This window comes from Pseudomonas sp. 8(2025) (assembly GCF_052665325.1).
Genome location: NZ_JBQOIE010000025.1, coordinates 1 through 26963 on the forward strand (window position 1 = coordinate 1; position 26963 = coordinate 26963).

The 26963-nt window shown below is 65.1% G+C and carries 23 protein-coding genes; 13 read left to right on the forward strand and 10 right to left on the reverse strand.

Going from position 1 to position 26963, the window contains the following annotated elements; translation table 11 throughout:
* The first annotated feature begins 213 nt into the window (after positions 1-213).
* Positions 214-1101, forward strand: a complete 888-nt coding sequence (rhtA, locus tag ACUXVH_RS29385; RefSeq protein WP_019092955.1) for a threonine/homoserine exporter RhtA — start codon at positions 214-216, stop codon at positions 1099-1101.
* Between the two features lie 158 nt (positions 1102-1259).
* Complete coding sequence (locus ACUXVH_RS29390) at positions 1260-1541, forward strand: hypothetical protein (RefSeq protein WP_011062423.1); 282 nt, start codon at positions 1260-1262, stop codon at positions 1539-1541.
* A 9-nt stretch (positions 1542-1550) separates the two neighbouring features.
* On the opposite strand, the gene ACUXVH_RS29395 is transcribed toward ACUXVH_RS29390, so the two are convergent.
* The gene (locus ACUXVH_RS29395) at positions 1551-2120 is read right to left on the reverse strand and encodes a TetR/AcrR family transcriptional regulator (protein ID WP_065365511.1); all 570 of its coding nucleotides are present in this window, start codon (positions 2118-2120) and stop codon (positions 1551-1553) included.
* Positions 2121-2213: 93 nt separating this feature from the next.
* Between ACUXVH_RS29395 and ACUXVH_RS29400 the strand changes: the two genes are divergently transcribed.
* Positions 2214-2954 (forward strand): SDR family oxidoreductase, encoded by a 741-nt coding sequence (locus ACUXVH_RS29400; RefSeq protein WP_019092954.1) that lies wholly within the window; start codon positions 2214-2216, stop codon positions 2952-2954.
* A 37-nt stretch (positions 2955-2991) separates the two neighbouring features.
* The gene (locus tag ACUXVH_RS29405; RefSeq protein ID WP_011062426.1) at positions 2992-3588 is read left to right on the forward strand and encodes a 2-hydroxychromene-2-carboxylate isomerase; all 597 of its coding nucleotides are present in this window, start codon (positions 2992-2994) and stop codon (positions 3586-3588) included.
* 84 nt (positions 3589-3672) lie between these two features.
* On the opposite strand, the gene ACUXVH_RS29410 is transcribed toward ACUXVH_RS29405, so the two are convergent.
* The 5 genes from ACUXVH_RS29410 to ACUXVH_RS29430 all read right to left on the reverse strand — a co-directional run bounded on the left by ACUXVH_RS29410 (position 3673) and on the right by ACUXVH_RS29430 (position 8296).
* Positions 3673-5481 carry an aminopeptidase P family protein gene (locus ACUXVH_RS29410; RefSeq protein WP_065365509.1) on the reverse strand — a complete coding sequence of 603 codons (1809 nt, stop codon included), beginning with the start codon at positions 5479-5481 and terminating at the stop codon, positions 3673-3675.
* A gap of 55 nt (positions 5482-5536) precedes the next feature.
* Positions 5537-6706, reverse strand: a complete 1170-nt coding sequence (locus tag ACUXVH_RS29415; protein WP_065365508.1) for a cysteine desulfurase family protein — start codon at positions 6704-6706, stop codon at positions 5537-5539.
* 210 nt (positions 6707-6916) lie between these two features.
* A complete protein-coding gene (locus tag ACUXVH_RS29420) occupies positions 6917-7531 on the reverse strand; it encodes a LysE family translocator (RefSeq protein ID WP_015636467.1) in 615 nt (204 codons plus the stop codon).
* Positions 7532-7633: 102 nt separating this feature from the next.
* On the reverse strand, positions 7634-7894 hold the full coding sequence (locus ACUXVH_RS29425; RefSeq protein WP_019092950.1) for a hypothetical protein: 261 nt from the start codon (positions 7892-7894) through the stop codon (positions 7634-7636).
* A gap of 183 nt (positions 7895-8077) precedes the next feature.
* Positions 8078-8296: a hypothetical protein gene (locus ACUXVH_RS29430; RefSeq protein ID WP_020424227.1), complete on the reverse strand. Its 219-nt coding sequence runs from the start codon at positions 8294-8296 to the stop codon at positions 8078-8080.
* Here ACUXVH_RS29430 and msuE point away from each other — a divergent pair.
* The 4 genes from msuE (at position 8295) to ACUXVH_RS29450 (ending at position 12454) form a co-directional block, all read left to right on the forward strand.
* Entirely contained in the window at positions 8295-8858 is a 564-nt protein-coding gene (gene msuE / locus ACUXVH_RS29435; protein WP_015636469.1) for an FMN reductase, read from the forward strand. The two genes, ACUXVH_RS29430 and msuE, sit on opposite strands and share 2 nt — an antisense overlap.
* Before the next feature lie 9 nt (positions 8859-8867).
* Complete coding sequence (gene ssuD / locus ACUXVH_RS29440; RefSeq protein WP_011062432.1) at positions 8868-10007, forward strand: FMNH2-dependent alkanesulfonate monooxygenase; 1140 nt, start codon at positions 8868-8870, stop codon at positions 10005-10007.
* Between the two features lie 134 nt (positions 10008-10141).
* Positions 10142-11329 (forward strand): acyl-CoA dehydrogenase family protein, encoded by a 1188-nt coding sequence (locus ACUXVH_RS29445; RefSeq protein ID WP_011062433.1) that lies wholly within the window; start codon positions 10142-10144, stop codon positions 11327-11329.
* A gap of 24 nt (positions 11330-11353) precedes the next feature.
* Positions 11354-12454, forward strand: a complete 1101-nt coding sequence (locus tag ACUXVH_RS29450) for a sigma-54 interaction domain-containing protein (protein WP_011062434.1) — start codon at positions 11354-11356, stop codon at positions 12452-12454.
* On the opposite strand, the gene ACUXVH_RS29455 is transcribed toward ACUXVH_RS29450, so the two are convergent.
* On the reverse strand, positions 12451-12816 hold the full coding sequence (locus ACUXVH_RS29455) for an antibiotic biosynthesis monooxygenase (RefSeq protein ID WP_011062435.1): 366 nt from the start codon (positions 12814-12816) through the stop codon (positions 12451-12453). The two genes, ACUXVH_RS29450 and ACUXVH_RS29455, sit on opposite strands and share 4 nt — an antisense overlap.
* Positions 12817-12924: 108 nt before the next feature.
* On the opposite strand from ACUXVH_RS29455, the gene soxR reads away from it, so the two are divergent.
* The 5 genes from soxR to ACUXVH_RS29480 all read left to right on the forward strand — a co-directional run bounded on the left by soxR (position 12925) and on the right by ACUXVH_RS29480 (position 23800).
* Positions 12925-13398 carry a redox-sensitive transcriptional activator SoxR gene (gene soxR / locus ACUXVH_RS29460; RefSeq protein ID WP_065365507.1) on the forward strand — a complete coding sequence of 158 codons (474 nt, stop codon included), beginning with the start codon at positions 12925-12927 and terminating at the stop codon, positions 13396-13398.
* A gap of 258 nt (positions 13399-13656) precedes the next feature.
* Positions 13657-15495, forward strand: coding sequence for an AAA family ATPase (locus tag ACUXVH_RS29465; RefSeq protein WP_065365506.1), 1839 nt, complete (start codon positions 13657-13659; stop codon positions 15493-15495).
* Positions 15492-16136 carry a 4Fe-4S cluster-binding domain-containing protein gene (locus ACUXVH_RS29470; protein WP_019092947.1) on the forward strand — a complete coding sequence of 215 codons (645 nt, stop codon included), beginning with the start codon at positions 15492-15494 and terminating at the stop codon, positions 16134-16136. Before ACUXVH_RS29465 ends, ACUXVH_RS29470 begins: the two co-directional genes overlap by 4 nt.
* A gap of 15 nt (positions 16137-16151) precedes the next feature.
* A complete protein-coding gene (locus ACUXVH_RS29475; protein WP_065365505.1) occupies positions 16152-22469 on the forward strand; it encodes an AAA domain-containing protein in 6318 nt (2105 codons plus the stop codon).
* Entirely contained in the window at positions 22466-23800 is a 1335-nt protein-coding gene (locus ACUXVH_RS29480; RefSeq protein ID WP_065365504.1) for a hypothetical protein, read from the forward strand. Before ACUXVH_RS29475 ends, ACUXVH_RS29480 begins: the two co-directional genes overlap by 4 nt.
* Positions 23801-23968: 168 nt before the next feature.
* Here ACUXVH_RS29480 and ACUXVH_RS29485 read toward each other — a convergent pair whose 3' ends face one another.
* The 3 genes from ACUXVH_RS29485 to ACUXVH_RS29495 all read right to left on the reverse strand — a co-directional run bounded on the left by ACUXVH_RS29485 (position 23969) and on the right by ACUXVH_RS29495 (position 26714).
* Positions 23969-24739: a MetQ/NlpA family ABC transporter substrate-binding protein gene (locus ACUXVH_RS29485; RefSeq protein ID WP_011062440.1), complete on the reverse strand. Its 771-nt coding sequence runs from the start codon at positions 24737-24739 to the stop codon at positions 23969-23971.
* An 82-nt stretch (positions 24740-24821) separates the two neighbouring features.
* Positions 24822-25487 carry a methionine ABC transporter permease gene (locus ACUXVH_RS29490; protein ID WP_011062441.1) on the reverse strand — a complete coding sequence of 222 codons (666 nt, stop codon included), beginning with the start codon at positions 25485-25487 and terminating at the stop codon, positions 24822-24824.
* Between the two features lie 3 nt (positions 25488-25490).
* Positions 25491-26714, reverse strand: a complete 1224-nt coding sequence (locus ACUXVH_RS29495) for an SfnB family sulfur acquisition oxidoreductase (RefSeq protein WP_176707130.1) — start codon at positions 26712-26714, stop codon at positions 25491-25493.
* Positions 26715-26963 lie beyond the last annotated feature (249 nt).

The following is a 26963-nucleotide window of genomic DNA, read 5'->3' on the forward strand; positions in this document are numbered from 1 at the left end:
TTTCGACTGCGCCGGAAGTGGGGCGAATTATAGACCTGTAGAATCTGCCGTCAAGACTTAATTTGCATTTTCTATGATCAGCCGCAAAACAGCCCATTCGCAGCTTCTATATAGAGGCGTAAAAAAGACCATGCGCACTATATTGCTCATCCGTGATTAGTTGAGCATCATGTTCTAGGTGCCCCTCCCCCAACACTCTGGATGACCCCTTGCATGAATGACCAACCGCGCAGCCTTGCCTCGACCCTGTTTCCGGTGGGGCTGCTGCTTATTGCCATGGCCTCGATTCAATCAGGAGCCTCACTGGCCAAGAGCATGTTCCCAATCGTTGGCGCACAAGGAACCACAACCCTGCGGCTGATTTTCGCCAGCATCATCATGCTGCTTCTATTAAGACCCTGGCGCGCCAAGTTCACCACCAACACCCTGCGCACCGTGATCATCTACGGCATGGCCCTGGGCGGCATGAACTTCCTCTTCTATATGTCCCTCAGGAGTGTCCCTCTGGGCATCGCCGTCGCCCTCGAGTTCACAGGCCCCCTCGCAGTAGCCATCTATGCGTCACGCAAGGCCATAGACTTCCTGTGGATCGCTCTGGCTATCGTCGGGCTGCTACTGCTTATTCCCACCGGAGCCACAGAAACAGCCATCGACCTGGTCGGTGCAGGTTATGCACTGGGGGCCGGGGTCTGCTGGGCGCTGTACATACTCTTCGGACAGAAGGCCGGAGCCGAGAACGGCATTCAGACCGCCGCCCTGGGCGTCATGATTGCTGCTCTCTTTGTTGCACCCATAGGCATAGTCCATGCCGGCGCCGCACTACTGACTCCCTCCCTGATCCCGGTTGCCCTGGGAGTCGCCATCTTGTCCACAGCCCTCCCCTATAGCCTGGAGATGGTTGCCCTGACTCGCATGCCAGCCCGGACCTTCGGCACCCTGATGAGTATCGAGCCCGCTTTCGGCGCGCTTTCCGGCCTGTTGTTCCTCCACGAGTACCTGTCCCTGTCCCAGTGGACGGCAATCGCCTGCATCATCCTGGCTTCCGTAGGCGCCACCATGACCATGCGCCGCGAGACCAAACCAATAGTTGCAGTTGATTGAGATTCAACTCTGGTAATTGGTGCTCATTTAGGCCATGTTTAGCCGGCTACTCAACGTCGCCCAGGGAGTTGCCGGACAGGGATATCGCACACGCAAAAGACGACAGGTAATGCAGTCACACTCGGACGCCAGATCCGGGGCTAGCGATAAGGACGGGGATGAAACGATTTTTGATACTGTTGGCCGTACTTGCAATTGCAGGCTGCGCGGCTACCGCGAAAACCGAAGTCAAACGGGGCAAGAAAGGACTCCACATCAACTGCTCGGGTTTATCTTCTTCCTGGGAAAAGTGCTACACCAAGGCGACTGAGTCCTGCGGCCCCAAAGGCTACAAGGTCATCGCCAAGTCCGGTGATGCCGTGGAAGACCCAGGCGACTACCCCTTCGGCCTGAACCCTGCCGGCTACACCAGCCGCAGCATGATCGTCATCTGCAAATAGCCTTGCCGGTCAACTTGCGGGCAGCCGCTCCAGCTGCCCGATGATCTGCTCATGGCTGGACGCCAGTACCTGATGCTGAATGCCGGGGTTCACCAGCATTCGCGCTACCACCAACGCGCCAACGCACTGGGACAGGATCGACCAGGCCAGGCTTTCGCTGCCCAGAGTCTGCGCCCAAGCCTGGTGCAAGCGGCAGATCCAGTCCTGCGCCTCCTGCCGCACCTCTAGGCTCCCCCGGGCAATCTCCGCACCCAATGCCGGCAGTGCGCAGCCAGCACCCGGCTGTTGCAGATGCGCCACGCTCAAGTACTGCTTCAGACAGCGACGCAACTTCTCCTGATTCTGCTGCCCCTCCCCGCCCAGGCGCGCCAGGCTCTGGCTCAACTCGCGCTCGACAATCGAGCTGAACAATTCGTCCTTGGAGGTGAAGTGGCTATAGAAAGCCCCGCCACTCAGGCCAATGGCTTTCATCAAGGCATCCACCCCCACAGTGGAAAAACCTTCGTTCTTGGCCTGCGCCGCGCTGCTTTGCAGCAGACGCTCGCGGGTTTCCTGCTTGTGACTAGCTGAATAACGCATTCCCTGACGGGCTCCCCAGTTTTCTTGACGACGGAAAAATCATAGCATAACGTTCGTTTAGTTAACGATCGTTTACCAAAGAGCGAACCTCCCATGACTGCAACCTTGAACAAGAACAAAGTCGTACTGGTAGTGGGTGCCGGCGACGCGACCGGCGGTGCCATTGCCAAGCGTTTCGCCGCCGAAGGCTTTATTGCCTGCATGACCCGCCGCAGCGCGGACAAACTGCAACCCCTGGTGGACGCCATCCAGCAGTCCGGCGGCCAGGCCCATGGTTTTGGCTGTGATGCACGCAAAGAGGAAGACGTGATCGCGCTGATCGAGCAGATCGAAACCCAGATCGGCCCTATCGAGGCCTTTGTCTTCAATATTGGCGCCAATGTGCCCTGCAGCATTCTTGAAGAAACCGCACGCAAGTATTTCAAGATCTGGGAAATGGCCTGCTTTTCGGGCTTTCTCAATGCCCGGGAAGTGGCCAAGCGCATGGCCAAGCGCCAACGCGGCACTATTCTGTTCACCGGCGCCACCGCAGGCGTACGCGGTGCCGCCGGCTTTGCCGCCTTCGCCGGGGCCAAGCACGGCATTCGCGCCCTGGCCCAGAGCATGGCGCGGGAACTGGGCCCCCTGAACATCCATGTCGGCCATGTCATCGTCGACGGTGCCATCGACACCGATTTCATCCGTACCAGCTTTCCCGAAAAATACGCCCTCAAGGACCAGGACGGCATCCTCAACCCCGAGCATATCGCCGAAAACTACTGGTACCTGCACAGCCAGCCCCGGGACGCCTGGACCTTCGAGCTGGACCTGCGCCCGTGGAACGAACGCTGGTAAGGCCTTCTCCAATAACAACAATCAAGGAGTCTGAAACATGAGCAAAAAGGTGGAGTTCTTCTTCGACCTGGGCAGCCCTACCTCATACCTGGCCTATACCCAACTGCCAAAAATCTGCGCCGAAACCGATAGCCAGCTGGTGTATCAGCCCATGCTGCTGGGCGGGGTCTTCAAGACCACCGGCAACGCCTCCCCCATCAGTGTTCCCGCCAAGGGCCGGTATATGCTGCACGACCTGGCGCGCTTTGCCCGGCGCTATGGGGTGGAGCTCAACTTCAATCCGCACTTTCCCATCAATACCCTGCTGCTGATGCGCGCCACCACCGGGGTTCAACTGCGCCTGCCGGAACGTTTCGGTGAATTCCTCGACTGCCTGTTCCGTGCGCTCTGGGTGGACAAACGCAACCTCAACGACCCGGCCACCATCACCCAGGTCCTGGAACAAGGTGGCTTCGACCCGCAGCAGATCCTCGACCTGAGCAATGACGAAGAGGTCAAGGCCGCCCTCAAGGACAAGACCGAACAGGCGTTGCAAAAAGGGGTGTTCGGCGCGCCCAGCATGTTCGTGGGAGACGAACTGTTCTTTGGCCAGGACCGCCTGGATTTCGTCCGCGAAGCCTTGAACGCGCCGTAACCTGCCCTGTCCCTGGCAGCGGCCGCGCCATTGCCAGGAACCCATCGCGTGACGTCACCCGCCTTGCGCGGGTGACATCTTTCCTCAGATAGCCGCAGTACGAACCTGCAACCACTCCAGGGCCGGGCCCTCCAGCAGCGGGCTGAGGCGCCGGCGGACTTCAGCGTGATAGCCGTTGAACCATTCGCGCTCATCCTCGGTGAGCAGCGATGGCTCCAGGCAACGGGTATCGATCGGGCACAGGGTGAGGGTTTCGAAGTTCAGAAACTCACCGAACTCGGTCTTGCCCGCCTCACGGTTGAGCGCCAGGTTCTCGATTCGTACGCCCCAGCGGCCAGGGCGGTAGGTCCCGGGTTCGATCGAAGTGATCATCCCCGGTTGCATCGCGGTCTGCGGCGTCGCTGCGGCCTGATAGGCAATCACCTGCGGGCCTTCGTGAACGTTGAGAAAATAACCAACGCCATGCCCGGTGCCGTGCCCGTAGTCCACACCTTCGGCCCAGATCGGCGCCCGGGCGATGGCATCCAGCAACGGCGACAGAATGCCCCGCGGAAACTGCGCCCGGGACAGCGCGATAACGCCCTTGAGCACCCGGGTGCAATCGCGCTTCTGCTCGGCACTCGGCGTCCCCACCGGCACCATGCGCGTGATATCGGTGGTGCCACCCAGGTACTGGCCGCCGGAATCGATCAGCAACAGGCCATCACCCTCGATGACCGCATGCTCTTCGGGCGTGGCGTGGTAATGGGGCATGGCGCCGTTGGCGTTGAACGCAGCAATGGTATTGAAACTCAGCGAGACATAACCCGGGCGCCGTTCACGGGCGGCCGTCAGGCGCTCATCGATGGTCAGTTCGGTAATGCGTTCACGCCCCAGGGCGCTGTCCAGCCAGGCGAAGAATTCGCAGAGCGCCGCGCCATCCTGCTCCATGGCCTGGCGAATGTGCTCGGCGTCCGCCAGGCTCTTGCGCGACTTGGCCAGGGTGGTGGGGTTGAGCCCCTCCAGCAGCTTCACCCCGGGGTTCAGGTGCTCCAGCAAGCCCGCGGTGACGCGCGCCGGGTCGATCTGCAACGCTACGCCTTCCGGCACTGCCTGCAAGGCCGCGGACACCTCTGAATAGTCGCGCAGGCTGACGCCATCCACCTCCAGTTGCGCGCGCAATGCCTCATCGACCTTGCTCAAGGCCACGAACAAGGTCGCCTGCTGCTGGCTGATCAGGGCAAAGGAGACAAACACCGGGTTGAAGGACACATCGGCGCCGCGCAGGTTGAACAGCCAGGCAATGTCATCGAGGGTAGCGATGAAATGCCAGTCGGCGCCACGCTCCTTGAGAGTTGCGCGCAACGCCGCAAGCTTCTCGACCCGGCTCTGGGTGGCCTGGGGCGGCAGATGCTGATAGACCGGCTGATCGGGCAAAGACGGGCGGTCGCTCCAGGCTTCCTGTAGCAGGTCGGTATCGGTACGCAGGCTGGCCCCGCGTTCCTGCAGCTTGCTGCCCAGGGTACGGGCCGAAGCCAGGGCCATGACCGCGCCGTCCACCGCCACCACCGCACCTTGCGGGGTCTGCTCGGCCAGCCAGTCCAGGGGCCCGGGCTGGCCCGGTTGCAACTTCACCAGTTCGATGCCGCTGCCCTTGAGTTCCTTGGTGGCCTGCTCCCAGTAACGGCTGTCGGCCCATACGCCGGCAAAATCAGCGGTCACGATCAAGGTCCCGACCGACCCATGAAACCCCGACAGCCACTGGCGCCCTTGCCAGTAGCCCGGCAGGTATTCCGACAGGTGCGGGTCGGCCGAAGGCACCAGCAAGGCGTGAATGCCTTCGCGGCTCATCAGCTGACGGACATGCGCCAAGCGCTGGGGGACCACTCCATTGGTCGAAGGCTGGGTACTCATTGTGTCTCCTTAACCGGCTTAATCATTGTTATGGAAGATCGAAGTCACTCGACCCTCAAGGTTGTGTTGTGGCCCAGAACGCAGGGGCTGAGGCGGTCGCCGCCTGGATCAGTTGAGCGGCGCGATCCACATCCTGTTCGCAGGTGAAACGCCCGAGGCTCAAGCGGATGGTCCGCGCGGCCTGCCCGGCATCATGCCCCAGCGCCAGCAATACATGGGAAGGCGCATTGCTTGCCGAGTTGCAGGCCGAAGTCGCGGAAAAGGCCAGGGCCGCGCCCAACGCCGCCCCATCAAAACCTCCCTCGGTGAAGGTCAGGCTCAGGGTGTGGGGAATGCGCTGGGTGACACTGCCATTCAAGCGCAGGCCGGCGATACCCGCCAGTTGCTCCAGCAGGCGCCCGCGCAGACGCACGATGGCGGCGGTTTCTTCCTCGAACAGTTCGCCGGCCAGGGCAAAGGCGGCGCCCATGGCCGCGATCTGGTGGGTGGCCAGGGTTCCGGAGCGCAAGCCGCCCTCATGGCCGCCGCCATGAATCTGCGCCTGCACGTGTTGCTGCGCCCGCGGCCCGACATACAGCGCGCCGATGCCCTTGGGGCCATATAGCTTATGGGCCGAGAACGACATCAGGTCCACCGGCCACCGGGCCAGATCGATGGCCACCTTGCCCGCACCCTGGGCGGCATCCACATGCAACAGGGCGCCACGCTCACGCACCACCTGGCCAATGGCCGGAATGTCGTTGAGGGTGCCCAGTTCGTTGTTTACCAGCATCAGCGACACCAGGAAGGTGTCGTCGCGCAGGGCTTCGCTGACCGCTTGCGCGGTGATCAGGCCATCGGCATCCGGCACCAGGTAGGTCACTGCGACCCCGGCCTCCTGCAGTTGCCGGGCGGTGTCGAGCACCGCCTTGTGTTCGATCTGGCTGGTGATGACATGGCCGCCGCTCACGCCCCGGGCCTGCATCACCCCCTTGAGGGCCAGGTTGTTGGATTCGGTAGCGCCGGAGGTCCAGACAATCTGCTCGGACTGCGCGCCGACCAGTTGTGCCACTTGTTGCCGGGCGCGCTCGACGTAACCCCGCGCTTCCCGGCCAAAGGCGTGTGAACTGGACGCCGGATTGCCGAAATGGGCGTTGAAACCCAGGCACTCCAGCATGACCTGAATGACTCGCTCATCCACCGGCGTGGTGGCGGCGTAGTCGAAATAAAGAGGACGCTTGTTCATGACTGAAAACCCGCAGAGCTTGTTCCAGGGTCGGCATATGCTGGCAAAAAGGCGAGGCAGCCATGCGCCGTGCTTAGGCGGCGCGGCAAATGCTGGCCTTGAGCAATACCCGATCGGATGCAGTTAAAGAAGAACATCTTCGTTTAAAAGTGCGTAGGAACGCTCCTGCATCGCAGCTTACAGGCTCGAGGCAGCGCCATGAAGCGCCGTTCAACTCATCTTTTCGAACAACAGCGGTGCGAGGGAAAGCACCAGCAAGGCGGCCATCAACAAATTGAACAGGCGCAACCAGCGCGGGTTGCGCAACACATTGCGCAGCAGGCTGCCGCACGCAGCCCAGAGGCTCACCGTGGGCGCATTGATCAGCGCGAACACCGCGGCAATCACCAGCACATTGGTGAAGTAGCCCTGCAACGGGGTGTAGGTACTGATGGCCCCCACTGCCATGACCCAGGCCTTGGGATTGACCCACTGGAACGCTGCGGCGCCCCAATAGCCCAGCGGCCGGCCGTGGTGCTGCTGCTCATCGGACAGCGGCCCGGAACGGGCAATCTTCCACGCCAGGTACAGAAGGTACGCTGCGCCAACGTAGCGCAGCACGCTGTACAGCAGCGGGTAGGCCTCGAACACCGCCCCCAGGCCCAGGCCGACCGCCAGCACCAGGACAAAGAAGCCGCAGCTGATGCCGAGGATGTGGGGAATGGAACGGTTGAAGCCGAAGTTCACCCCCGAGGCCAGCAACATGGTGTTGTTGGGACCGGGCGTGATGGAAGTGACCAGGGCAAACAGGGCGAAGGCCAACAGCAGGTCAGGGGAAAGGCTCATGGGGGCAAGATCCGGGGCAGGTCGATCAGGCCTCGACCCTAACCCAGCCTCAGACTGAAACCCACGGACAGTTGCTGAAAACTTGGACCAGTACAGTTCTTCTCAACTGGCAGGTTGATGGCGACTGATATTGCGCTGTGCACTCATTTCACCCTGGCTGTCGAAGCTCGCCGGGCGGCCCAGCAACTCGGCCTTTTTCTGCTGGTATTCATCGAAGGACAAACCGCGCCGGTTCAACGCCTCCATAGCCAGCTCCCGGGTTTCCTGCGCGGTATAGGGCCGCAACTCCGGTGCACCGGGGCTGGCACAACCGGCCAGCACACTGGAAACCAACAACAGCAAGACAGCAGAGAAAGCCTTCATGGCGAGCACCTGGGGCGGGTTGCGAACAATGGACACAGGCTACTCGCGCGCCATCAGCGGCAAAAATCACCTTGCTCGATAGTGGCTATCGATCGTTCCAAGGCCAGGGCGCTGCTCACCCTTATATTCCATAAAACTCTATAAATATGGAAACAAGCTCTTTTGAGGAATAACAACAAGCCTTTATAACAGTCCCATCTCGCCCGCCAACTGTTGCCAGAGCAACTGTTGGCCAGGCAACAGCCGATCAACAAAACAGCGGCTGGGCAACAGCACCCGGCAACTGCAGATCAGCGCAAAACCGCGCCGTACAAGGGCTGCAAGTCTTTGGTACAGCTCTTGCTCCAGAGCCTGGGACCTGCCACTGCTCGTTGAGCCACTGTTTAAAAAGGAACTGATCATGTCCCGCCCCTTGAACGTCGTAGCCCTTTCCGGTGGAACCTGGCGCCCATCGCGCACCCTGGTGCTGACCCAGGCCCTGCTGGCTGAACTGTCCGGGCACCTGTCCTTCAACGCCCACCTGATCGAACTGGGAGATATCGCCCGCCCGGTGGGTGCCGCCCTGTCGCGCCAGGAACTGCCGGCCGAGGTTGAAGCCGAACTCCAGGCCATCGAGAACGCCGACCTGCTGATCGTCGCCGCCCCGGTGTATCGCGGTTCCTATCCCGGCCTGCTCAAGCACCTGTTCGACCTGATCGATCTCAATGCCCTGATCGACACCCCGGTGCTGCTGGCCGCGACGGGTGGCAGCGAACGCCATGCCCTGGTTCTGGATCACCAGCTACGCCCACTGTTCAGTTTCTTCCAGGCCCTGACCCTGCCGATCGGCGTGTACGCCACCGAGGCCGACTTCAGCAATTACCAGATCACCAGCGACCTGCTCAAAGCGCGCATCCAGCTCGCCGCCGAACGGGCCGCGCCGCTGTTTCGCGCCCACCCGACCCACCTGCTGAAAATCGCCTGAGGAGCTGTCATGGATGTGTTCTGGTTTCTTCCGACCCACGGCGACGGCCATTTCCTCGGCACTGCCCAGGGCGCGCGCCCGGTCACCCTCAACTACCTCAAGCAAGTGGCGCAGGCCGCGGACAGCCTGGGCTACCACGGTGTGCTGATTCCCACGGGGCGCTCCTGCGAAGACTCCTGGGTGATCGCCTCGGCCCTGGTGCCCCTGACCGAACGCCTGCGCTACCTGGTGGCGATCCGCCCGGGGATCATCTCCCCCACGGTTTCCGCGCGCATGGCCGCGACCCTGGACCGGCTGTCCAACGGCCGCCTGCTGATCAACGTGGTCACCGGCGGCGACCCGGACGAAAACCGCGGCGACGGCAGCTTCCTCAGCCACAGCGAACGCTATGAAGTCACTGACGAATTCCTGCAGATCTGGCGTCGGGTGCTGCAAGGCGAAGCCGTGGACTTCGAAGGCAAGCACCTGCATGTGCAGAACGCCAAGGCGCTCTACCCGCCCGTGCAGAAGCCCTACCCGCCGCTGTACTTCGGCGGTTCCTCCGAGGCCGCTCATGAACTGGCGGCGGACCAGGTGGATGTCTACCTGACCTGGGGCGAGCCACCGGCGGCGGTGGCGCAGAAACTGGCCGACGTACGCGAACGTGCAGCGCGCAAGGGCCGCACGGTGAAGTTCGGCATCCGCCTGCATGTGATCGTGCGTGAGACCGAGGACGAAGCCTGGAAAGCCGCGGACAAGCTGATCGAGCACATCAGCGACGACACCATCGCCGCCGCCCAGCAGTCCTTTTCCCGCTTCGACTCCGAAGGCCAGCGGCGCATGGCAGCGCTGCACGGCGGGCGCCGCGACCAGTTGCAGATCGCCCCCAACCTCTGGGCCGGGGTCGGCCTGGTGCGCGGTGGCGCCGGTACCGCCCTGGTGGGCAACCCGCAGCAAGTGGCCGAGCGCATCAAGGAGTACGCGGACCTGGGAATCGAGAGCTTCATTTTCTCCGGCTACCCGCACCTGGAAGAAGCCTATCGCTTCGCCGAGCTGGTGTTCCCGCTGCTGCCGGAGCCCTATGCCAGCCTGGCCGGCCGCGGTGTCACCAACCTCACCGGGCCGTTCGGCGAAATGATCGCCAACGACGTGTTGCCCAACAGCCGCTGAAATCCCCAATGCTGTTGCAGGAGCCGGCTTGCCGGCGAAGGCGATCTTCCGGCCCGCTTCGCTGGCAAGCCAGTTCCTGCAGCTCGCAGCACCTTTTCCCGGCCGCCACAACGGCCACGAACGAGGAACACCGCGTGACTGCCAAACCGCAAAGCGCCCTGTTGTCCCCCCTGCAGACCGCCCGCCAACTGGCCGCCGAGTTTGCCCTGACCGCCGTCGAACGCGACGAGCGCGGCGGCACCCCCAAGGCCGAGCGTGACGCGCTGCGCCAAAGCGGCCTGCTGGCCCTGAGCATTCCCAGCCAGTTCGGCGGGCTCGGCGCGCCCTGGAGCGAGACGCTGAACATCGTCCGCGAATTCGCCCGGGTCGATAGCTCCATCGCCCATGTCTTCGGCTTCCACCACCTGATGCTGGCCACCGTGCGCCTGTTTGCCAAACCCGAACAGTGGCAACCCTGGTTCGAACAGACCGCACGCAAGAACTGGTTCTGGGGCAACGCCCTGAACCCACTGGACACCCGCACCGTGGTCCGGAACCTGGGGGGCTGGCGCGAGTTTTCCGGCAAGAAGAGCTTCTGCTCCGGTGCCAGCGACTCGGAAATGCTCATTGCCTCGGCAGTGGATGAAAGCAATGGCGGCAAGTTGCTGATCGCCGCGATCCCCAGCGGCCGCAGCGGCATCACCCTGCACCACGACTGGAACAACATCGGCCAGCGCCAGACCGATAGCGGCAGCGCCACCTTCGAACGGGTACGGGTGGAGGAGTCGGAACTGCTGCTGGACCCCGGCCCGCTGAGCACACCATTCGCCTGCCTGCGCCCGCTGATCGCCCAACTGACCTTCACCCACATGTTCCTCGGCATCGCCGAAGGCGCCTTCGAAGAAGCCCGGCAGTACACCCTCGGCGAAACCCGGGTCTGGCATAAGTCCAGCGCCCAGGACGTGCGCCAGGACCCCTACATACTCAGCCACTACGGCGAATTCTGGGTCGCCCTGGAAGGCATCCGCCTGCTGGTGGAGCGGGCCGCCGCGCTGCTGGACCAGGCCTGGGCCAAGGGCCCGGCCCTCAGCGCCGAAGAGCGCGGGCACCTGGCCACGGCCATCGCCACCGCCAAGGTCGCCGCCAGCCGCCAGGGCCTGGAGCTGTGCAGCCGCCTGTTCGAAGTCACCGGCGCGCGCTCGACCCACGCCTCCCTGGGCCTGGACCGGCACTGGCGCAACCTGCGCACCCAGACCCTGCACGACCCGCTGGACTACAAGCTTCATGAGCTGGGCGACTGGGCGCTGAACCAGTCCCTGCCAACCCCGACTTTCTACTCCTAGCCTTCTGTTCGACGGAGAGTGCCGATGCAGCTTCTGACCCTACCCCCTTCGCCCGCCCTGGCGACCTCGATCCGCGCCACCGCCCAGGTGTTCGAGGACCCGAAATCCCAGGCCCTGCTGGCGCACCTGCAACAGGTGGCACCGAGCGAAGCCAGCGTGCTGATCATTGGCGAAACCGGGACCGGCAAGGAGCTGGTGGCGCGCCATATCCACAACCTCAGTGCCCGGCGCAACCGACCGTTCGTGGCGGTGAACTGCGGTGCCTTCTCCGAATCCCTGGTGGAGGCGGAACTGTTCGGCCATGAGAAAGGCGCCTTTACCGGCGCCCTCAGCGCCAAGGCCGGGTGGTTCGAAGAGGCCGACGGCGGCACCCTGTTCCTCGACGAGATCGGCGACCTGCCCATGGCCATCCAGGTCAAGCTGCTGCGGGTGCTGCAGGAGCGCGAAGTGGTGCGCCTGGGTTCGCGCAAGAGCATTCCCATCGATGTGCGCGTACTGGCCGCCACCAACGTGCAACTGGAAAAGGCCATCAACGCCGGGCATTTTCGCGAAGACCTGTATTACCGCCTGGACGTGGTCAGCCTGGAACTGAGCCCGCTGCGCGAGCGCCCCGGCGACATCCTGCCGCTGACCCGGCACTTCATCGAGGCCTACAGCCAGCGCCTGGGCTACGGCAGCATCAGCATCAGCCCCGAGGCCGAGCACAAGCTCAAGAGCTACAGTTGGCCGGGCAACATCCGCGAGTTGGAAAACGTCATCCACCACACCCTGCTGATCTGCCGCAACGGGGTGATCCAGCGCGACGACCTGCGCCTGTCGAACATGCGCATCGAACGCGCCGACGACAGCCACCCGAGCCACGACGACTCTGCCGAGGCCCTGCTGGAACGGGCCTTTGAAAAACTCTTCGCCGAACAGGCCGGGGCCCTGCACGAAAAGGTCGAGGATGCCTTGCTGCGCGCGGCCTACCGCTTCAGCCACTACAACCAGGTGCACACCGCCAACCTGCTGGGCCTGAGCCGCAACGTCACCCGGACCCGGCTGATCAAGATCGGCGAACTGGCGGTGAACAAGCGGCGCCCCATCGATGCGCCCAACGAGCGCACCCTGCAACTGTCGATCTAGCCCGGCAGGTCGCAGTGCAAGGCATTGTCGTGGCTACGGGCGATGCTGCTGCGCACTTGGAATGAACCGAAGGTCACGGTCTTGGCCTGGTGGGCGAGGATCAACTGCCAGAAATCCTGCTCGCCGTTCTCGAAGCGCCGGAACGCCGCTTCGCCGGCTTCCCGGGATTGCCATTGCAGGTAATTGAGCACCCGCCGGCCATCGTCGCTGGCCTGCACGCTGGCACTCAGAAAACCGCCATAGCCCTGGGCCAGGCGCTCGGTCTGCTCGGCCAGGGCCGATACCAGGGCCTGTTGCTGATGGGGCTCGATCTCGAACTCGATCAATTGGGTAAAGCTGCGGGTCTTTTCAAAGGCGCTCATGGATCACTCTCCACTGGGGGCAAACAGAATATTGCTGTTGAATGCGCCGCAGGGTAAAACCTCTAGTTAAGTCAAGGTCAAGCGTATTTTTCCTCCCGAGGTCCACTGATGATCGAACCCGACTCCCGTCATAAAGAGCTGAGCGTCGGCCAACTGTCGGCCCGCAGTGGCGTAGCCGTCACAGCGCTGCATTTCTACGAAACCAAGGGCCTGATCCACAGCCATCGCAACGCGGGCAACCAGCGCCGCTACCCACGTTCGGAGCTGCGCCGGGTGTCGCTGATCAAGGTGGCCCAGCGCCTGGGCATTCCCCTGGCAGAGATCGGCCAGGCCCTGGCGACCCTGCCCGCCGACCGCGCGCCTACTGCCGCGGACTGGCAGCGCCTGTCGGAACAGTGGAGCCGCGAACTGGACGAACGCATCCGCCAACTGAGCCTGCTGCGCGAGCGGCTGAACCAGTGCATTGGCTGTGGCTGCCTGTCCATGGAAGGGTGCCCGCTGCGCAACTATGGAGATGCCCTGGGAGACGCCGGCCCGGGCGCCCGCCTGCTGGAGCCCGACGCCGCCACCGACACCCCGTAGCCGGCTTCCCTCGCAGGAACCGGCTTGCCGGCCAAGGCTGACTCTCGGGCCTCTTCGCTGGCAAGCCAGCTCCTACAGCCACATCGCCTTCGTACCCGTAGGAGCCGGCTTGCCGGCGAAGGCGATCTCATGGGCATCTTCCCTCGCAAGCCGGATTCCCGCTCAGCGTTGACAGGTAAGAAAACCTGTGGAGCATCGTAAGTAAAAACGTCCCTATGCTAATGTCGCGTCCTGCTTCCTACGACGAGCTCCGCTTCCATGCCAAGGACTGCCACTTTCGAAAAGCCACGCTGGCTGCGCGATCTGCTGCGCTTTCTACCCCTGAAAAGCCAGTTCGTACTGTCCGGCAACGTCCGCGACCTGCAGGCCAGTGAGGTCGCCCCCGGGGTAATCACCCCCCAGCCCTTCAACCTCAACCTGCGCGATGAACTGCTGGCAGCCGGCTATGCCCATGTGCTGAGCTGGGATCCCCTAGGCGGCCTCAGGGTTTTGCTGCCCCCCGGCAGCGAGCCGGCCCAGGCCGACAACCTGCTGCGCGAGCTGGGCCTGACCCCGGTGGACGGGGCCGCGCCGGCCGGCCTCGACCTGTTGTCGGCGACCTTGCCGCGCCTGGTGGAGCGCCAGGGCGCGCCCCTGGCCCTGATTGTCGACTTTGCATCACGCCTGGTGATCCGCAATGACGCCCTGAGCGCCGCAGAACACCAGCTGTTCACCCAGGCCCTAGTGCTGTCCCACCAGGCCCGCAGCCGACCTGCCGGGGAACAGCGCACGCCGTTCTTCAACAGCATTCTCTGGGTGGTGGAAAAGGAAGGCGACCTGCCCGACTGGATGCTGATCGACAACCCACGCCTGCGGCCCATTCCCGTGTCCAAACCCGACCAGCAGGCCCGCCAGGCCCTGGCTCCGGCACTGTTGCGCGGCCTGCCCGGCGCCCAGGAGGCCAGCGAAGAAAGCCGCGACAGCGCGGTGCGGGCCTTCGTCGAAAACACCGAGGGCCTGCTGCTGCTCGACCTCAACGCGATCGTCCAGCTGGCCCGGGTCGAAGGCCTGGCCATGGAACGCATCGGCGATGCCGTACGCCGCTATAAAGTCGGGGTCACCGAAGACCCCTGGCTGAAGATCGACCGCCAGCGCATCCGCCAGGCCGACGGCTTCATTCGCCAGCGGGTCAAGGGCCAGGGCCACGCCGTGACCCACATGCTGGATATCGTCAAGCGCGCCATGACCGGGGTCGGCGCCAGCCGCAAGGGCAACCGGCCCCGGGGCGTGGCCTTTCTTGCCGGGCCCACCGGGGTCGGCAAGACCGAACTGGCCAAGACCATCACCAGCCTGCTGTTTGGCGATGAAAGCGCGTACATCCGCTTCGATATGTCGGAATTCAGCGCCGAACACGCGGACCAGCGCCTGGTAGGCGCGCCACCCGGCTATGTCGGCTACGACGTGGGCGGCGAACTGACCAACGCGATCCGCGAAAAACCCTTCAGCGTGGTGCTGTTCGACGAGATAGAAAAGGCTCACCCGCGGATCCTCGACAAGTTCCTGCAGATCCTTGATGACGGTGTGCTTACCTCAGGCCGGGGCGACCGGGTGTACTTCTCCGAGGCGCTGATCGTCTTCACCTCCAACCTGGGCATCTACCGCCAGGGCGACAACGGCGAGCGAGTCGCCAACGTCCAGCCCGGCGAAGCCTTCGAAGCGGTGCAAGGCAAGGTCCAGGGCGAGATCGAGCGCTATTTCAAACTGGTGCTCAACCGCCCGGAAATCCTCAACCGGATCGGCGAGAACATCATCGTCTTCGACTTCATCCGCCCGGACATCGCCGAGCAGATCTTCCAGCAGATGGTCGGCAATATCCTCGCCGACCTGGCGGCCCAGGCCCTGCATGTGCAGCTCGATGACGACTCGCTGCACAACCTGCGCCAGCTGTGCCTGCAGGACCTGTCCAACGGTGGCCGGGGCATTCGCAACCAGTTGGAGGCGCACCTGCTCAACCCCCTGGCCCGGGCCCTGTTCGACCAGGATGCGCAGCCCGGCCAATCCTTCGAAATCCGCCAACTGCAGGCCGGCGGCCTGCAACTGCTTGCCCGCGCCTCGTGAACATCAGCCTGTCGCGGGTGCACTTCCCGGTCACCACCCTGGGGCCGGGGCAGCGCCTGGGCCTGTGGTTCCAGGGGTGCAGCATCCGCTGTGCAGGCTGCATTTCCGCGGACACCTGGGGGCCGGGCAAGCACCCCTTGCCGTTGGCCCAGGTGCTGGACGACCTGCAACCCTGGTTGGCCCGGGCCGAAGGCATCACCCTGTCCGGCGGCGAGCCCTTCGACCAGCCCGAGGCGCTGCTGGCCCTGCTTCGAGGCCTGCGCGAGCGCACCGGGGTCGACATCCTGGTCTACAGCGGCCACTCCCTGGAAACCCTGCAACCGCTATTGCAACAAGCCGAAGGCCTGCTGGATGCATTGATCTGCGACCCCTTCGAGCAACAACAGGCGCAAACGCTGGTCCTACGGGGCAGCGACAACCAGCGCCTGATCTTCTTGACCGAGCTGGGCCGCCGGCGTCTGTCCACCTACCAGCGCCCGCTGCACCACGAAGACCGCGCGCTGGATGTGATGTTCGACGACGACGGCAGTGTCTGGATGGCTGGAATTCCCCGGCGTGACGACGTGCTGCGTCTGCGCGACCTGCTGCACGACCAGGGCCACCAACTCCAGATCAGCGCCCACACCTCACGCCGCCGTTAACCGGAACCGCTATCGATGATACGTTTTTGCCCCAATTGCCAGACTGAACGCCCACTGGCCGAAATTTTCTGTGAAGGCCAGGTAGACAACCGGGCCTGCGGCTGGGAACTTTCCGCCGAAGCGATTCATCCCGAAGGCTGGCGCCCACAACCGGTAGTCACCCTCGAAGCGCTTGAGCCGCAGCCCCCGGTCGCGGCGGACAGCGGCTCCCCCCTGCTCTGCGGCAACGGTCATGCCATGGCGGACGGCGATTTGATGTGCCTGGTCTGCGGCGCCGACCCGCTCGCCCCGGAGCAACAGCCACCCGCAGCGCCCCCAGCCGCCGACAGTGAAACCGTGATCGAAGGCTGGCGCCTGCTGCGCCAGATCAGCAGCGGCGGCGTGCGCGAGCGCTTTATCGCCGAGCACCGGGAAACCGCGCACCAGGCGGTGCTGACCCTGTACCAGGCCGGCGCCGAACCCGACCCGTCGGTGTACGAAGCCCTCAAGCGCCTGCCCCGGGAACACGTGCCGGAAATCATCCTCACCGGCCGCTGGGACGAGCGCGCCTTCGAAGTGGCTGAAGAACTCACCGGCGGCACCCTGGCCGACCTGGGGATCGTGGTCAGCGACAGGGCCGCGGTGCAGCACATCGTCCGTGAACTGGGCCAGGCCCTGCATGCCTTCAGCGAAGCCGGCCTGCGCCACCGCGACCTGCGTCCCGCGACCTTGCTGGTGCGCAGCCGCGAGCCCCTGGACCTGGTGATCAGCGGCTTCGGTTCGGCGCGGCTGTCGGAGTTCGACCTGGACATCGTCTCGCCCCTGGAAACCAGCCGCTACATGGCCCCCGAAGCCATTGCCGGGGGCGTGGCCGCAGCCTCCGACTGGTGGAGCCTGGGGATGATCCTGCTGGAACAGCTGACCCAGGGAGAATGCTTCGCTGGCATCAATGCCAACGCCTACCTGATCCACATTCTGGCCAATGGCGTACTGCTGCCGGACGACCTCGACCCGCGCCTGGAGCTGTTGCTGCGCGGCCTGCTGGCCCGGGACCGCCACCAGCGCTGGCAATGGCCCCAGGTGCAGGCCTGGCTCCAGGGCGAAAGCCCCAGCGTCCCGGCCTCGGTCGCCAGTGAAGAGGACGCCGAGGAAGGCGCCAGCATCGCCCTGGGCAGCCGGCGCTTTCGCCGGCCAGGGCCGTTCGCCCTGGCTGCCGCCGAAGTCGAACACTGGCCCCAGGCCCTGGATCATCTGCTGCGCGGGGTGATCGTCACCTGGGCCGAACAGGCCGGTTTGCCCGCACGGCAGCTGGCGGGCCTGCGCCAGGTGGCCCAGCACGAAGGGCTGGACGATGACACCCGGCTGATGCTCGCCTTGAAACTGCTGAACCCGGAAATGCCCCTGATCCAGCGCGGCGAGATCGTCACCCCCGGCTGGTTGCTGGAGCATCCCCTGGACGGTTACCGCTTGATCAGCGGCCCGGCCCCGGACCTGCTGGAACGCCTGGAGACCGAGCACTGGCTGTCGCGGCTCAAGCTGCGGGCCGAACAGGTACGCCAGCGCGCCCAGCACCAGGCCATCGAACTGGACGAGGAGCAACTGCGCATCTACCTGCTCTCCAGCTCCCGCGCCCGTCTGGCCGCACAGTGGGAAGAACGCCAGCGCCTGCTGCCGGACAGCGAGCACAACGGCATCCTGTCCCTGGCGGACCGCCGCTCCATCAGCGAAGAAGACCTGATCGTGCTGCTCAGCGCCGCCATCGGGCAGTTCCGCTCGGTGGACGCGATCCTCGAAGAAGCCGCCACCCTGGCCCGCGAGGCCGTGGTCCTGAGCTTCGATGCGGCCAGTGCGCGTGCCCTGCTGGGGCTGCCGCGCCCGGCCTTGTACCGTGAAGTCGATGAGCGCATCAGCGGCTTCGCCCGTTGTGGCGTGCCGAGCGTCGATGAATGGGCCGAGCAGTTCCGCCTGGAACGGCGCATGCCCCTGGCCAGGGCCCTGGTGCTGCTGGCCATCGGCGCAGAGCAGTGGCTGGAGCCGCAAAAGCAGCACTACGTGTCGCAGATCCTCGACTTCTTCGAGAAGAAGGTCGCCAGCGTGGTGCTGCGCGGCCCGCTGGTGCGCATGAGCATCGGCAAGACCACCGCCCGGGTCGACCTCAACGAATTGCACAGTGAGCGCAGCCCGGCCCCGGCGCTGCTGGATCACCTGGTGGCGCGCAACGCCCAGCCCATCAGCCTCGACCCGGCGTGCTTCGCCGAAAACCTGCAGTTGGATGCACGGCTCAACAGCCTGTACCGCCAGAGTTCGCTGTACAAGCGCGACACCGGGATCGATGGCCTGTACCTGGGCTTCCCTTTCCTCCTGACCCGGGACGCGCGTGGCACCACTCGCACTCGCATCGCGCCGTTGCTGCTGTGGCCGGTCAAGCTGCTGCTGGAAGTCGGCAGCCGCGGCAAGGTGGCCCTGGTCTTCGACAGCGAGCGTGAAGAGGTGCGCCTCAATCCGGGGCTCGACACCTTGCTGGGCATCGATGCCGCCAAGCTCTGGCGCAAGGCCGCCGATGAACTGCTGGGGCGTTCGGCGCTCAAGGCCGCCGACGTGATGGACGCCTTCGGCATGCTGGCCACTGCCAGCTCCCGGGTGCTCGGCAGCCTGCCACCGCCGAGCACCGAAGTGCAGCCCTACCAGGATCAACTGGCCTGTGCCGCCGTGCTGTTCCATGTGGCCTTCATGGGCCAGGCCATCGGCGAGGACCTGCGCCAGCTCAAGGCCCTGCCCCCCGGCGGCACCGGCCTGGAAACCGCCCTGCGCCTGAGTCCGACGGAACCAGACAGCAGCGAAAGCCAGGCCACCCCGCTCCCGCCTGAACTGCAGCGCTTCTTTACCGTGGCCAGCGACCCTTCCCAGGAAGCCGCGGTGCTCCAGGCCCGCCACGCCCCTGGGTTGCTGGTGGAAGGCCCGCCCGGCACCGGCAAGAGCCAGACCATCGTCAACATGGTGGCCGACGCCATCGGCCGCCAGCGCAGCCTGCTGATCGTCTGCCAGAAGCACGCCGCCCTGGAAGTGGTGCACAAGCGCCTGGTGGCAGAAGGCCTGGGCAACCGGGTGGTGATGCTCAACGACATCAACCGTGACCGCGAACCGGTGATCCGCAGTGTCCGCGAACAGCTTGAGGCCCTGTTCAAGGACGATGCCGTCCAGCAACCCTGGCTGCACCAGCGTGAACGCCTGGCGGCACGCATCGAAGCCCTGGAGGGCGAACTGGATCGCTTCCACCAGAGCCTGCACCGCATCGATGAACACTGTGGCTTGAGCTACCGCCAGTTGATCGGCGAGCTGATCGGCCTGGAACAGGGGCCAGCGGCCCTGGATGTCCCGGTATTGCGCCAGCACCTGGCGGCCCTGGACATCGCCAGCCTGACCCGCCTGGAAGAGGCCTGCGCGCCGCTGATCCGCCTGTGGCTGCCGGCCCGCTATGAACACAGCGCCCTGGCCCAGCTCCAGCCCTTCCCCACCGACGCCGCCACGGTGCAAGCGTTCAACCAGGGCTTCGAGCGCCTGCTGAGCTGCGAGGAACAGCGCCTGGAAACCCTGCAGGCGCACCCGGCCGACTTCGAAGTCGACGACCCGGCGCCCTACCGCGCCTGGCTCGACCAGCACCTGCACAGCCTGCTGGGCCTGGACGATGAGCGTCGCCAACGGCTGGCACGCTGGCTCCCGCTGTTTCGTGGCAGCAACGGCCAGGCCGCAGAAGGCGACGGGCTGATCCAGGCCCTGCAGGCACTGGCTCAACAACTGGAACAGTGCGACGCCGCCGCTTACCAGGCCGACCTGGCGCCGGGCCTCAGCGCCCTGCCCGCGGCCCAACTGCGCACCCTGCAGCAACGCGCCCGCGCCGTTATCCAGGGTCGCTCCTGGCTGGCGCGGCTCAATCCGCTGCGCCTGATCCGCCAGCGCCAGTTGCTGGCCTTCCTCGCCGAACAGGGCGCCGCGGCCCAGCCGCAGCGCCTGCCGGAACTGCTGGCGGCGGCCCTGCTGGAAAGCCAGTGGCGGCCCTTGCGCGCGCAGTTGCAACACCTGCATCAGCAACTGAGCCTTGCACAAATCGCCAGCGATTGCGGCCCGGGCCTGCTGCCGCAGGTACGCCAGGACCTCGGGCAACTGCAAGAAATGCGCGCCCTGGCCATGACCCTGGCGCAAGCCCCCCGGGTGGAGCAGTTGGATGCGGTGGTACTGACCGGCGAGCGGCGCTCTCTGGACAGCCTGCTGGCCGGCTACGACGCCGCGTTTATCCGCCACAGCGTGCGCCAGGACAGCCTGAATGCCCTGCAGCGCCTGGATCAGTGGCTGCAACCCGAGCTGCTGGGCCAACTGCGCCAGCGCGTGGAGCACAACCAGGGCAATCAGTCGGCCCTCAACCGCCTGCGCGACGCCTTGCCGACCCTGAGCGCCTACCAGGCTTTCCGGGCCCGGGCCGGCCAGCTGTCGCCGGCGGACCTGGAGTTGCTGGTAGTCCTGCGCGATTACCAGGACGCGCTCGACGCCATTCCCGCCGAGCAACTGGAAGCCGTGGTGCGGCGCATGCTCAACCGCGAAGCACGGCTGGGCTGGAAGCGCCAGATCGAACAACGCCAACCCGAGCTGATGCTGGAGCACAGCGAAACCGCGGCGAAGATCGCCAGCCTGGGCGAAGCCGACACCCAGATGCGCAACCTCAACCGTCAGTTGCTCAGTGAAGGCATCGAGCTGTCGCGCCTGGGCACCCGCAAACAGTGGGAGGACGTCACCCGCCTCACCGGACGGCGTTCGCGACGCTTGCGCGAGTTCATGGAAATGGGCGCCGGCCTGGGGCTGATGAGCCTGCGACCGGTGTGGCTGATGAACCCGGACGTAGCCAGCCGGGTGCTGCCGCTCAAGCCCGGGCTGTTCGATACGGTGATCTACGACGAAGCCTCGCAGATGCCGGTGGAGTTCGCCCTGCCGACCCTGTACCGGGGCCGAGTCACAGTGGTCAGCGGCGACGAGAAGCAGATGCCGCCCACCGCCTTCTTCTCCAGCCGGGTGGAAAGCGACGAGGCCGAACTGTTCGATGGCGACCAGCCGGACGCCGATGCCGACGAGGAACAACGGGAGGCCTTCGAAGACACCTGGAACCGCCGCGAAATCAAGGACTGCCCGGACCTGCTGCAACTGGCTCGCAGCTCGCTACCCTCCACCACCCTGCAGATCCACTACCGCTCGGCCTACCGCGAGCTGATCGGTTTCTCCAACGCCTCGTTCTACGGCAACCGCCTGAGCATCCCGGTACGCCATCCCCAGGCCAATATCCTCGCCATCAAGCCGCTGGAGCTGATCCGCGTGGACGGCGTCTACCAGCAGCAGGTCAACCCCGACGAGGCCGAACGGGTGGTCGACTACCTGGCCGAGCTCTGGCAGGCGCCCTATGCCGAACGCCCCTCGGTGGGGGTGGTGACCTTCAACCGCAAGCAGGCCGACCTGATCGAAGAGCGCCTGGAGCTGCGCGCCGAGCAGGACCCGGCGTTTCGTGCGGCCTACAGCCAGGAGCGCGAACGCAGCGAGGACGGCGAGGACATGTCGGTGTTCGTCAAGAACGTCGAAAACGTCCAGGGCGATGAACGCGACATCATCGTGTTCTCCTCGACCTTCGGGCGTAACAGCCAGGGCAGTTTCCGGCGCAACTTCGGGGTCCTGGGACAAACCGGCGGTGAACGCCGGCTCAATGTGGCGGTGACCCGGGCCCGGCGCAAAGTGGTGATGATCACCTCGATGCCGATTGCCGATATCTCCGACATGCTCACCACCCAGCGCCCACCCGCCAGCCCGCGAGACTACCTGCAAGGCTACCTGGAGTACGCCCGTGCCCTGTCGGCCGGTGAGTTCGCCAGCGGCCACAACCTGCTGGGGCGCCTGGTCACCGAGCGCCAGGATGCAAAGGTCCAGCACAACGCCCACAGCGACGGTTTCACCCAGGCGGTGGCGGCGTACATCCGCACCCTGGGCTGGAGCCCGGTCAGCGCCAACGAAGGGGATGCCTTCGGCCTGGACTTTGCCATCGAGCACCCCGATACCGGGCTCTACGCCCTGGGCATCGAATGCGATACCCCGCGCCACGGCCTCCTGGCCCGCGCTCGCTCCCGGGAAATCTGGCGCCCTTCGGTGCTGCGCCGGGCCATTCCCCACCTGCACCGGGTCTCGTCGCAGGCCTGGTACCACGACCCGCAAAGCGAGCGCGCTCGCCTGCAGGCCGCCATCGAGCAGGCCCTGCAGCCGCTGGCCGGTGCCGATTCGGTGACGCAGCCCCAAGCCCTGGCAGACACGGAGCAAACCCCATGAGCGGCCCGAAAGTGGTGCGTATCGTCACCCGTGAAGAAATCCTGGAGATCTGCGCCGGTCACCTGCGGCGCCTGGAACAGGCGATTGCCCGCTGGGAAGAACAGGCCCAGCGCCTGGGGCAACTGACCGAACAGGAGCGGGCCGCCACCCACGAGCGGTTCAAACAATTGCGCCAATTGATCGAGGCCGATCGCCTGCAGGACCTGCAACAGCAGGTACCGATCGAGATCGAGTTCCTCAAGGACGATCTGCAACAACGGGAAAACCGCGCGGTGCAGCAAGCCACGCAACAGCGCCAACTGGCCCGCCGCCAGCGGGAAAACGCCGCCACCCTGTTGGGCGCCCTGCAAGGCAAGCCGCTCGCAGCCCAATTGCTGGAGCCGTTGCGGGCGATTGCCGATGGGCAGCCGGTGCCGGCTGTGGAGTCGATCCTGGCCCAGGGTTTCGCCAGCCTGGGGGCGGCAGTCGAAGAACAGGGCCTGAGCGAGGCCCAGCAGCAACTGGCCCGGCGCCTGCAAGGCGAAACCCCAACCCAGACCCTGGCGCAGTGGCGCGCCGCCCATGAGCAAGCGGAACCCAGACTGGAACGCATCGAGCAGCACATTGCCCAGTTGCTGACCCTCGATGATCAGGCCAGCGCCGAACCCTACCTGGCCAAGTTGCGCCAGATAGATGCAGAAACCCGCGTGCAGCAGCGCAACCTGCTGCTGGACAGCCTGGTGCTGGAGCTGGCCCAGGCCACCCGCGACAGCCAGGAGCGCCGCGCGCGCCTGGCGCGCCTTGAGGAACTGGCCAGCGAAGTGGCGACCTTGTGCCCCGCAAGCGCCGAAAACGAGCTGGCCCAGGCCGGCCAATGCAGCCTGGCCCATATGGCGCCAGTGGATGGGCTGGTTGCCCGTTTCAGTGCGCTGATCGAAGCCGAGCTGCAACAACGCGCCGCCCTGGCCCGCCGCCAGGCGGTACTCGAAGGGTTGGCCAGCCTGGGCTACGAAGTTCGCGAGGGCATGGCCACCGCCTGGGCCCAGGACGGCAGGGTGGTGCTGCGCAAGGGCGCCACTCCGGGGTATGGCGTGGAGGTGGGCGGCAATGCCGATAACGGCCGGTTGCAGGTACGCGCGGTAGCCCTCAGCGCCCAGCGCGATACCCAGCGCGACAAAGACATCGAGACCATCTGGTGCGGTGAGTTCCAGCGACTGCAAGCCCTGCTGGCGGCCCGTGGTGACGACCTGAGCATCGAGAAAGCCCTGGCCGTAGGGGCGGTGCCGCTCAGGGAGGTGCTGCTGGACGACACCCGGCAGCAATACCGGGAGCAGGCGCAACAGCGCACCTGACCCGCCTCGCCCTGTGGGAGCCGGCTTGCCAGCGAAGGCGGTCTCGCGGGCCTCTTCGCTGGCAAGCCAGCTCCTACAATCCGCCTCCCCGTAGGAGCCGGCTTGCCGGCGAAGGCGATCTCGCGGGCCCGTTCGCTGGCAAGCCAGCTCCTACAAGGGGGCAGATGCTCAGAAGCCGGGGGCGATCTGGCCTTTGTAGCGGGTCAGGATGAACTGGCGCACGGCGTCGGAGTTCAGCGCCTTGGCCAGTTTCTGGATCCGCGGGTCGTTGATGTTGTCCGGGCGCGCCACCAGAAATTCGATGTACAGGTCCTTGCCCTTCTCCACGATCAAGGCGCTGTTGGTATCGATCCCGGCTTCCAGGGCGTAGTTGGCGAAGACAAACGCCAGGTCCACCTGGCTTACCGAGCGGGCCAGCAAGGCGCCTTCCAGTTCACGGATCTTCAGGTGCTTGGGGTTCTCGACAATGTCGCGCTGGGTGGCCAGGGTGTTGCTCGGGTCCTTGAGCTTGATCAGCCCCGCTTCATCCAGCAGCACCAGGGCCCGGCCGGTGTTCACCGGGTCGTTGGGAATCGACACGCTGGCCCCGTCCTTGAGCTCGGCGATGCTCTTGATCCTGGTGGAATAGGCGCCGAACGGTTCGATGTGCACCCCCACCACGGGCACCAGGTCGGTGTGCCGGGTCTTGTTGAAGTCATCGAGGAACGGCCGGTACTGGTAGTAGTTGGCGTCGAGGTTCTTCAGCGCCAGCTGCTGGTTGGGCTGGATGAAGTCGGTGAACACCTTGATCTGCAGGTCCACGCCTTCCTTGGCCAGTTGCGGTTTGACGAATTCGAGGATCTCGGCGTGGGGCACCGGGGTCGCGCCCACCAGCAGCTTTTCGTTGGCGTTGACGCTCAGGGACAGTACGGCGGCCAATACGGCCAGGGTCTTCTTCATGGGTTGCTCCTAAGGCAGAGGCAGGCAGCCGTCGTGGGGCGTACGTGGGGCCGTGTTTCGGGTTGGGTTCGAAGAAATCGCTTCAACGGCGGCTGTAGTGCGCCACCAGGCGGTCGCCGGTCATCTGCAGGGCCTGCACCAGCACCAGCAGCAGGACCACGGTGACCACCATCACATCGGTCTGGAAACGCTGGTAGCCGTAGCGGATCGCCAGGTCGCCCAGGCCGCCGCCACCGATCACCCCGGCCATGGCGGTGTAGTCCACCAGCACGATGGCGGTCACCGTGACCGCCGCCAGCAGACCGCCCCGGGCTTCGGGCAGCAAGGTGTGGCGAATGATCTGCCAGGTGCTGCCGCCCATGGCCTGGGTCGCTTCCACCACCCCGCGGTCCACTTCCCGCAGGGCGGTTTCCACCAGCCGGGCAAAGAACGGCGTGCAGCCCACCACCAGCGGCGGGATGGTGCCCGGCACGCCAAGCGAGGTGCCCACCAGCAAGGTGGTCAGGGGAATCAGCACGATCAGCAAGATGATGAAGGGCAAGGAGCGCAGCATGTTGACCAGCACCGACAGCACCCGATACAGGCCCACCGCTTCATGCAACTGGCGCTTGCCGGTGAGAAACAGCAGCACGCCCAGGGGCAGCCCCAGCAGCACGGTAAAACCCAGGGCCGCGCCGAGCATGCTCAGGGTATCGACGCAGGCCTGGGCGATATCGGCCCAGTAAATGTTCTTGAACAGTTCGGCCATGGTTCAGGACCAGTCATGGCGCGGTGGCTTGATGTCGTTGAGCAGCCAGTTGCCCACCACGTGGTATTTCCAGCGCACCGGGTCGTGCAGGGTATGCACCCGGGCGTTGCGCCAGTGGCGGTCGAAGTTGTGGCGCTTGAGGGTGGAACGGGTGCCCCCCAGTTCGAACAGTTTGTTGCTGGCCTCGATGGCGATTTCGGTGGTCAGCACCTTGGCCTTGGCCACCGCCAGGGAGGCCCGGGCCACATTGTCTTCATCGGGTACCGGGCGGGCCGCGTCCAGGGCCAGGCCGGCCCGTTCCAGCAGGGCCTCGGCGGCTTCCAGGCGAATGTCCAGGGCCCCCACCTGGATGATGGTCAGCGGGTCTTCACTGGCCTTCTCCACCCCGGCATCGATCCACGGCCGGGCATGCTCACGCACGAAGGCGATGGTGTCGCGCAGCGCCGCCCGGGCAATCCCGGCGTCAATGGCGGCCGTGGTCAGCTGGGCGAAGGGCCCGGCCAGGGTCGGGCTTTCGTAGGAACGGTAGGTGGGAAACAGGTTGAAGGCCGGCACCTTGAGGTCCTGGGCCAGTACGGTGCCACTGGAGGTGGTGCGCTGGCCGATGCTGTCCCAGTCGTCGATCACCGCTAGCCCCTCGCTGCCCCGGGGCACGAAGGCCAGCTGGCCCCTGCCCTGCTCGTCCAGCGCCAGCACTCCCAGCCAATGGGCATACAGCGAACCGGTGCAGTAGCCCTTGCGGCCATTGATCACATAACCGTCACCCGAGCGGCGGACAGTGGCCTGGATGTCCTGGACGTTCTTGCCGCCGGTTTCCGACAACGCATTGGCAAAGCGATGGCCTTGCAGGGCCAGGGCGAAAAAGTGCGCCTGTTGCTCCAGCGTGCCCTGCAGGCGGATGTCTTCCAGCAGGCAGTAGTGGTTCTGCGGGATCTGCCCCAGGGACGGGTCGGCAGCGGAAATGATCGCGATGACCTCGGCCAGCACCGCATAGGACACCTGGGCGCCGCCGAATTCGCGAGGCACGCTGATGCCCCACAAGCCACTGTTGGAGTACAGGTCGACCACCTGCGCCGGTACTTCCCGGGTACGGTCGCGCTCGGCGTCCTGCTCCAGCAGGATCGCGGCCACTTGCCGGGCCACGGCCAGGGCTTCGGCGCCATCGCGGATCACATGGGCAGCGGGAGTGTGCAGGGGATAAACGGCAGATTCAGGCAATGCAGGCATACGGCGCTCTCGGGCGAATGAAGGTGACTGCCGCTCATTGCAGCTTCTGTGCCTAAAGCCGGCCCCCATGAATTCAAGGACTTGGGTGGTTATTTCGCCCCGGCATGAGGCCCTCTGCCGGGCAGATTGCTGGAACGCTGTTGATGGGCCAACAGTAGGCCAGTGTTGCCTGGACGACACCTCGTCGGCCCGTGCCGGGCAGGCAAGGGCCCGGGTATAGAGTGAAGCCTGCTCCACGCGGCGTCAGCG